The organism is Rhodomicrobium sp. (assembly GCF_047605405.1).
GTDB classification, from domain to species: Bacteria; Pseudomonadota; Alphaproteobacteria; order Rhizobiales; family Rhodomicrobiaceae; genus Rhodomicrobium; species Rhodomicrobium lacus.
In genome coordinates, this window is sequence record NZ_JASGFR010000022.1 from 55,138 (window position 1) to 62,621 (window position 7,484).

Annotated in this window: 7 protein-coding genes; 1 reads left to right on the top strand and 6 read right to left on the bottom strand. The window is 57.9% G+C overall.

Annotated elements, in window-relative coordinates; genetic code table 11:
- Positions 1-17: 17 nt before the first annotated feature.
- From QM659_RS10545 to QM659_RS10570, 6 genes are all read right to left on the bottom strand, one after another.
- Entirely contained in the window at positions 18-857 is an 840-nt protein-coding gene (locus QM659_RS10545; protein ID WP_415188392.1) for a hypothetical protein, read from the bottom strand.
- A complete protein-coding gene (locus QM659_RS10550; RefSeq protein WP_415188393.1) occupies positions 854-3,238 on the bottom strand; it encodes a hypothetical protein in 2,385 nt (794 codons plus the stop codon). The genes QM659_RS10545 and QM659_RS10550 overlap by 4 nt, the downstream gene beginning before the upstream one ends.
- Before the next feature lie 160 nt (positions 3,239-3,398).
- Positions 3,399-4,136, bottom strand: a complete 738-nt coding sequence (locus tag QM659_RS10555; protein WP_415188394.1) for a molecular chaperone — start codon at positions 4,134-4,136, stop codon at positions 3,399-3,401.
- A 96-nt stretch (positions 4,137-4,232) separates the two neighbouring features.
- The gene (locus tag QM659_RS10560) at positions 4,233-4,838 is read right to left on the bottom strand and encodes a hypothetical protein (RefSeq protein ID WP_127078080.1); all 606 of its coding nucleotides are present in this window, start codon (positions 4,836-4,838) and stop codon (positions 4,233-4,235) included.
- Between the two features lie 16 nt (positions 4,839-4,854).
- The gene (locus QM659_RS10565; protein ID WP_415188395.1) at positions 4,855-5,409 is read right to left on the bottom strand and encodes a hypothetical protein; all 555 of its coding nucleotides are present in this window, start codon (positions 5,407-5,409) and stop codon (positions 4,855-4,857) included.
- A 119-nt stretch (positions 5,410-5,528) separates the two neighbouring features.
- On the bottom strand, positions 5,529-6,047 hold the full coding sequence (locus tag QM659_RS10570) for a hypothetical protein (protein WP_415188396.1): 519 nt from the start codon (positions 6,045-6,047) through the stop codon (positions 5,529-5,531).
- Positions 6,048-6,654: 607 nt separating this feature from the next.
- Between QM659_RS10570 and QM659_RS10575 the strand changes: the two genes are divergently transcribed.
- On the top strand, positions 6,655-7,209 hold the full coding sequence (locus QM659_RS10575) for a hypothetical protein (protein WP_303484415.1): 555 nt from the start codon (positions 6,655-6,657) through the stop codon (positions 7,207-7,209).
- The last annotated feature ends 275 nt before the right edge of the window (positions 7,210-7,484 follow it).

Consider the following 7,484-nt stretch of genomic DNA (forward strand, 5'->3'; position numbering starts at 1 on the left):
ACTCCTCCTACACACACCTAAAGATCAGACGCGATATGAACCGTAATCACGTCCTTGTAGAAACCTGCCAGCTTGTCTGCCGTGTCACCGATCGTGACATTCAACCGACGGCTTGATTCACCCGCCGGGCCGTTAACACGCCAGATCGCACCCTTTTTGAGTTGCGAAGATTGCCCATCGATTGTCACCACATAGGGAATGGAGGTTGTGTCGCCCGGTGGGCTTCCTTCTCGTATCAAGGCCCCGTTTTCCGCCTGAATTTCGAGACGATGATTTTGAGTGCTGCGCATTTGCAGCACGACAGCTTTCGAGCGGAGTTTCAGATCATCGATTTCGAGAGTTGCCCGCAAGCCGGAGCCTGCAACATTGATTTCAAAAACCGGAGGAACGACGCAGTGGATGTCCACCTCGGTCTGGTCGAGGAGCGTCGTCCTGGCCTGCTCGGCAGCAAGAGCGAATCCGATTTTCTTGGTCAGCTTTCCTGCCAGCGATTGCTGGCCCCGCGCCACCGACAGCCGCAAAGGCAGCTTGATGCTCTGGCCCGGCGCAACTATGGGGGTCTGAATGGTGAGGCCGCTCGAATCCGCTGCCGCCGGCGCTCTTTGGCCAGAGATGGTGAAATCGATGTTGCCAAACTGAAGCGGCAGATAGCGATCCGGGATCCAGAGCCGATAGGCGCAGGATTCGGTTCCCGTGTTTTGCACCTGAATGCTGAGTTGTTGATGCCCGTCAAGAGCCGAGAACGGATTGTAGACGAGCGTGCGGCGCGCGGACAACGCGTCTATCTTGCCGGTACAGGCCAACGAGGGGGCCAGCCCACAAAACATCGCGAGGACAAGCATGAACGCCGTTCTCATGACGCACACCGCTGGGTGAGAAGGCCAGCATCAAAAATGCCGACGGTTTTTTCCGGGACAGTCAGTTGAAAGCACTGCGCCGTATCTCCCAGCATCTCGATACGCCAGCGGCCCGGTTTCAGTCCCTCGACGGCAAAGCGGCCGCCGCGGTTCGTAAAAAGCGCGACCTTACGGGGATCGGGAACGCCGTCTTCCCTGGCAAGCCCGCTCAGAAGCGAAAGGGGTTGTCCCTCCGCCTCAAGGCTTCCGACCGCCAACACGCTGTAGTCGGACCCGACTTTGATGGTGTAGCCGCTCTTGTATTGCGGGCGCACATCGATAACGCCCGTACCGAGATCGTAACCTTCAGGCGCCCCTTCCACATCGAGAGGCAACTGGGAATGAGAGTATGAAGGGATATCGGACACGAGCGCCGGCCCCAGAAGGTCAGATGCAGCGCGTGCGGGAGCATCCCCGGTCTTCACGCGGACCGAAGCATCGGAAAGCGATTCATGCGGGGTGACGATCGCGAAGCTGTCCGTGACGGTTCGACCGACGGCCACCTGACCGTCCGCAAATGCGATCGCCCCCCCTGCGGAAACCATGCTGACGTCGTTCACCACACCCCGGTTCAGGCCGTAGACGCGCCGCGACCGGCTGGCGGAAACATCGAGCCGGGTGTCGGAATAGGCGGCACTCAGGTCAACCTGGCTTTCTGGGTCGCCGCCGGTTACGGCGCTCGGCATCTTTTCGATATCGGCCTTTATCGCGTAGCGGCCGCTGTCCGTTTCCCCCGCAGTGGAGACGCCGAGGACGGAAGTTCCATGGAGACCGTCCTGCGTGAATGCGATTTCCGTATCCTTGCCCGCCCGGATATTCAGGCGTCCCATCACAGTCCACGACGGCTGATAGTCCTCGGTCAGCAAGTTCGTCGTGTGATCGCGGGACAAGGATAGCGACCAGTTGACATTGGGACGAACGGCCTTCGACACGGTGATGCCGCCGCCAAGGCGATCCGAGGTATAGGCCGATCCCACAGCCGCGTTCGCCGAGAGAGACAAGGTGTAATCGTCGGGAAGCTCCAGACTGTAGAAGCCGTTCACGGAGAACCCATCGAGGCCTTCAGATGTCGAAAAGATGGAGGTAAAGCCCGCGCTCCTGTACTCGGCGGCGAGTTGAAACGAGCCGGGAATACTCCACTTCCTCAAAAGCGTCTCCGGGCTGTAGGTCAATGCAGTGGCAAACCCGCCATCACCGTTCCAGTCCTTGCTTACGGCGAATTCGGCTGCGACCCGGCCAAGCCACAACGGAGAGATCGCCATGACGCCCGCCATCGCGGACCGGGAATCGACCTGAGCGTGGAGGGTTCCGGTCAAGTCCTCCGTGAGGCCCAGCCGGTAATAGCCGGTCGCCGCCGGTTCGCTCCAGTAATAGTGCATGCGGTTCAGCCCGGAGAGGCTTTTGTAGCCCGCCGAAAAGCCCCAGTCGCTGATGCCCGGCATCAGCAACGCGTAATCATAGAACTGAGAGAAGTTGAGAGTGGTTCGCTTCCCCGTGTCGTCGGTGATTTCGAGAACGACGACGTTCTCACCGCTTCTGAGGGGCAATTCGCTGATATCGTGATCGCCCGGCTGCATCTGAAGACGACGGACAACCTGCCCGTTGACCACGATATCAACATCGGACGGCCTTTCCAGCCGAAACGAGCGTTGCCCCGTGGGACGAACGCTCTTCTGAGGCTGGATCTTGTCGTAGCTCTTCTGGATCGATACGCCAAAGAAACTGCCGCCACCCTGTATACCTGCCGTCGGAGGCGTAACGTCGCCGGCGATGTAGCGAAGCGCATTCTCGGCATCGTCGTAGACGGCCCGGGTTCCTTGGCGCATGGCAACGCCGTTTGAGGTCGCCGCCTCTGTTTCAATAACGAGATTCATGACACGAACGGCCGACGAGAACCCGAAGCCTTGCGAGAACTCCCCGCGTTTCGAGCCCGTGTTCGCCGTCGAATACTGGGCACCGGCGGTTACGTTCATATATCCCGAATATACGGCGCGGGGCGCCAGTTGCTCGGGCACGATGGTTTCCGACCCCGCAAGCGAAACGTGCACTCCGGGACGCTGATCGGCGGTCGGGAAAAAGCTGAGCGTCATCTCTTCGATGTCGAAGGATATCGGAAGACCTGCCTCTTTCAGCGCTTTCACGCTGACGAAGCCGCCGACCGTGGGCAGCGCTCTGACAGCCGCGATAATTTCCGGCTTGAGGACAGGCGCCGCCAGCTTCAGGAAAGTTTCGTGATCTAGAAAGTTCAGGCTCTCTCCTGCCAGTTGGGCGGGAATTTCGCCCAGGTAAAAGCGGCCATCCTTCAAAGCGAGGCTGATTGTGTAGACTTGTCTGTCTGTCATCGAATAAGCCGTGCTCATGGGTTTCGCGGCAATTTCGGTGCGCGAATGGTTTTCTTGCGCAGTCGTCGCCGTTATGCTGGCAAGTGACATCGCAAGCCCGAAAATGATTGAGCGGCATTGCATCGGTGCTTGAGCCTGCACAGCGAGATATTCAACGTCATTACCTCATGATTTTCTCGAGAAAGACTTCTGCGCTAACGCTCCTCGCGTCCGCAGGTAACTGCACCGGAAGCTTGAAGCGCCTCTTCTTCCCCGGCTGGACGATGCCTATGCCTACCGCATGCTCAAGCTCACCTTGGGATAGCGTCTTGGACCAATTGCCGGCACGCAAAGTGACCGACGCTTCGCTGAGCTTCGCATGCACGGTTCCGGAGTTGCCCAGGAAAAGGCTGACGTAACGCTTGCCATCCTCCGAGGCGATGCTGCTCGAAAGAACATCGAGGGCTTTCTGGCCTGTAGCGGGTGCGACATTTGCCACGACGTCGAAATTGAAGACGATTTGAAAGCCGCTCTTCTTCTCCGGCATCGCCACGGGAAGCTGATTGACGGAAAGAATGTAGGTTTGGCTCTTGTTCAAGGGCGCACCGGCCCACTGAACGCGGAAGACCTGCTTCGAATGCGGACGCAACATGCGGCTTGGCGGAAAGATGAGAAAGTCGCTCGCCGCCGGGGTTAGCTGCCGCCCCCCGTCTTCGGAGATTTCCGCGCGAGAAACGACCACCTCGATGGGAACGTCCTTGTCACTGTCATTGCTGACCAGGATCTGCGCCACCCGCTTGGCCGGATCGCCTGAATTGATTTCGAGTACGAGAGGCGTCACCCCGAGTGCCAGAGCGGGTGCCCCGGTCAAGGCGAGCATCGCAGAAGCGATCAGCAAACTGGAGAAAAGTACGCGCATATGTCTACCCACCCTCAAACGTTGCCGCGAAGGGTCTCTTCATGTTGCCCAGTGCACTTCGATTGAGAAGGACGTGCCCAGCGTCCTGCCCCGGCGCTAGAGTTTGGCGCCGATCTGTACAGTTACGGTGTCGGTGTAATTTCCGTTGACGACAGGAACGGTGCCGTCTTTCGTGGCGAAGGTCAAAGTGAGAGGCCCCGAGTTGGCTCCGGCAGACTGAAGATTGACACTCCTCGCGGCCTTCGATGTATCGAGAACGAGATTGCTGATCGATCCCCAATTGGCGGTCACGGTATAGTCGACGCGACTCAAGAAATCGCCTGCGGCTGCCTGTTTGGCATCGGATGAAGTCATGCCGCCGTTCTGACTTGAAAGGCTTAGATACGCCTCGTAGTTACACATCGCCCTGTCGAATTTGAGCGTCAGGGTCGAGCCCTTCACGAACGCCGTCGTCGAATCGATGAAATCCGTCAGGGTCACGATATTTGAGGAATAGGTGGCGTTTGTAACAGCGCCAGCGACCGCGGCCTGCCCCGGAAGTTGGCAAACCTGAGGGGCGAAGCCTTTGATCTGAAACGTCGTGCTTGCGCTCGAAGTATCGGCGGACTGCGCCGATACTTCAGGCACCGCAAATGCGATAGCGAGCGCCACCGAAAGCGTGAAGTTGCGGGTCGTTCTTTCAAAGATTACTGGTACTGACACGGCCGGCGCCCTTTTCTCAAAGCAGGGGTGTAAAAACGATAACTAGATTGTCGGTGAATGTGCCAGCCACGACAGGCGCATCTGCTGCGTTTGCGCTGGCAATCGAGATATCGAGACGAAGATCTCCGGAGACTGCGCCAGGCGCGACGACACTCGGAGATGTCTGCCCCTGAACGCCTTCAGTCTGCAAAACGCTCACCGACGATGCCCATGAGATACTGGCGCTATAGTCGATGTGCTGAATGAACTCGGAGCTGGCTTCCGTTTTTATGAGGGGCACCAGGCCGCCGTTCTTCGAGCTGACGGTCATGGTATGCGGGTGATTGCACATCCCCTTCAGCGTGACCGTAATGGAGGCCGAGGTGAGCTTGGCATTGAGATCGGTCAGTTGAGTGACGCTCAGAACATTCTGTGCCCCCGAACTGGCCGCAACTGCCATGTTCGACGCCTGCCTCGCCTGGGCAGGCTGGAAGCTGCAGACTGGCTGTGCCTTGCCACGCAAAGCGAACGCCTGGCTTGCGCCGTCTTCGGCATCGACGCACGAAGTCCCACTGAGGGAAATGGCCGTCACTACACACACATATCGACTCAACACGCACACGACGCGGCCTGCTCATTATATACATTTTGTTGAAAATATTTCTTTTGCGGCGCATGTCAACCCAAATGAGGTGTAGGTTTTACCGCAACTCACAAACGCGGCGAAACCCGAAAGGCGAGCACGTCGCGGTAGGCGCCTGCCAACGGCACACCCTCTCCAGACTCCCAATGAAATCCGAGCGTTAAGCTTTTACTGAGAGCCGACGAATTTGGCGGGGTCTCGGACACACATGCCGAAGTTCCGTCGATCATGTTGTCGGAATAGCACAGGTCAGCAACTGCACCCGCGGAGGTGTCAAGGTTGTATGACAGCGTGTATGGAACCTTGGCTAGAAATGGGGCGCGAACGGGCTTGCTGATGCCCAGAGCGAGGCCACCGTTCTGAGAACTGAATACAAACTTGAAACGCGAGTTGCACGAAAGCCCGATCTTCACAGACACAGACCCACTCTTCGTAAGGTCGCCGAAATCGATAACCGGACTGGTGTTTGAAATCGAGCAGGAGGGCTTAACAGTGGTAACAACGGTGATCGCGATGTCTTGACTGCCGCCCTTCGCGTCTGAAACGGTCATCCCCGCGCAACTGACACCAACAAGGCCGACGGCCATCGCCACGCGAGGCGAACGAGCGGCTCGACCGCTGCGGCCGATTATCTTGCTCGATGGACGTCGGCATCCCGACATAGCGACGCTGGCCTTTCTGCTTGAGCGAACCGATATCGCCAAGGAGCAGCTTGCTCCCTGACCAAGGTAGCTGAGCTGAAGGACATGTCAATGAGCGCTGTCGCCTCAGCAGGCAGCGCCTCAATCTGGCCTAAATTAGGACCGCCGACGTTTTCCACAGCCACGCAATCCGCTTTTATAACAGCATCTTACGCCGTGGGTGGCCGGATTTAGGCGAGAATGTGGCGACTTTCGGGCAAAAATTCGGTTGTCAGCATTTCGAAAAAAATTTAACGGTGTTGATAGCGACACACCGAAGGAGGGAGCAGTGAACAATGTAAACAAGCATTCGCAACGTTTTTCTTGCGTGAACCGACTGAGCCTTTTCGACCTGGTTCTCGCCACCCGTTGCGCCCAGTGAAGCTATACGGACAGCCGTTAGCGTTGCTCTTCCTCACTACTTGACGAATACCCGCCATAACGCGCCATTTGCATCGTAATCTGCCACGTTCTCAGCGTAAAGGGAACGATAGGTCTTGCGTACGGAGTTGACATGAAGACCGAAGCCTCAATGTACACATCCGCCAGCTTCTTCGGACTCGCGACTGCGAGCGTGAAGGACGACAACCTGCTCACGTGGATCAAAGATGCAATCTCGTCCGACTGTGATCCTCACATGCAGCAGCAAGGTATGCTCTCCGAGGGGCTAGCGGGCGAATGGATATTTAAAGTGCGAAATAGAGAGGCCAGCCGAAACCTTGTCTCGTTATCCGAACATCTGTGGGATGAAGCATTCCTGATTCTGGAAGCCATGGGCCGTATCGAGTTTGCGGTTGGGCTTATGCCCTGGCACGGAAATTTGCTTCTTGACGACAGCTCCTCACGAGCGATTGCCCTAAGATTGAGGATCGCCCGCCGTGTTCTGCAAATTGACCCAGAGGTGTTCTATCGCTCCTGCGGTCTGGAGTCAAAGGCGGCCGCTGCGTTGGAGCAAGGCGAAGCGCCGTCTCTCGAACGCCTGTTTGCCGCTCTTGATGCAGTTTCCGAGAATTACGACATCCCGTCTGATTGGCTTCTCTCTGGCGAGGCCTGCGAAATCGAAGCCTGAGCCCCTCAGGCCGGGCGCCACGGTCCACGAATTGCGACCTGGCGAATTGAGGCTGTGCCCCCCCACGGTGCGCAGCCTCCCCCCTCGTAAACTCATCACCCGAGCAGGCGGCTGAACGGGCAGCAGAGCCATTCGCTATGCCTCGGATCAGCCGATACTCGTGAATACTGAACGCCTGGCGCCACGGCTCACGATTTGCGGCCCGGCGAATTGAGGCTGCGCCCCCCCACGGTGCGCAGCCTCCCCCCTCGTAAACTCATCACCCGAGCAGGCGG

Bases quoted from the DNA above. Each gene is read 5' to 3' on its own strand.
- QM659_RS10545 (WP_415188392.1), bottom strand. From the start codon at position 857: ATGAGAACGGCGTTCATGCTTGTCCTCGCGATGTTTTGTGGGCTGGCC.
- QM659_RS10550 (WP_415188393.1), bottom strand. From the start codon at position 3,238: ATGACAGACAGACAAGTCTACACAATCAGCCTCGCTTTGAAGGATGGC.
- QM659_RS10555 (WP_415188394.1), bottom strand. From the start codon at position 4,136: ATGCGCGTACTTTTCTCCAGTTTGCTGATCGCTTCTGCGATGCTCGCC.
- QM659_RS10570 (WP_415188396.1), bottom strand. From the start codon at position 6,047: ATGGCCGTCGGCCTTGTTGGTGTCAGTTGCGCGGGGATGACCGTTTCA.
- QM659_RS10575 (WP_303484415.1), top strand. From the start codon at position 6,655: ATGAAGACCGAAGCCTCAATGTACACATCCGCCAGCTTCTTCGGACTC.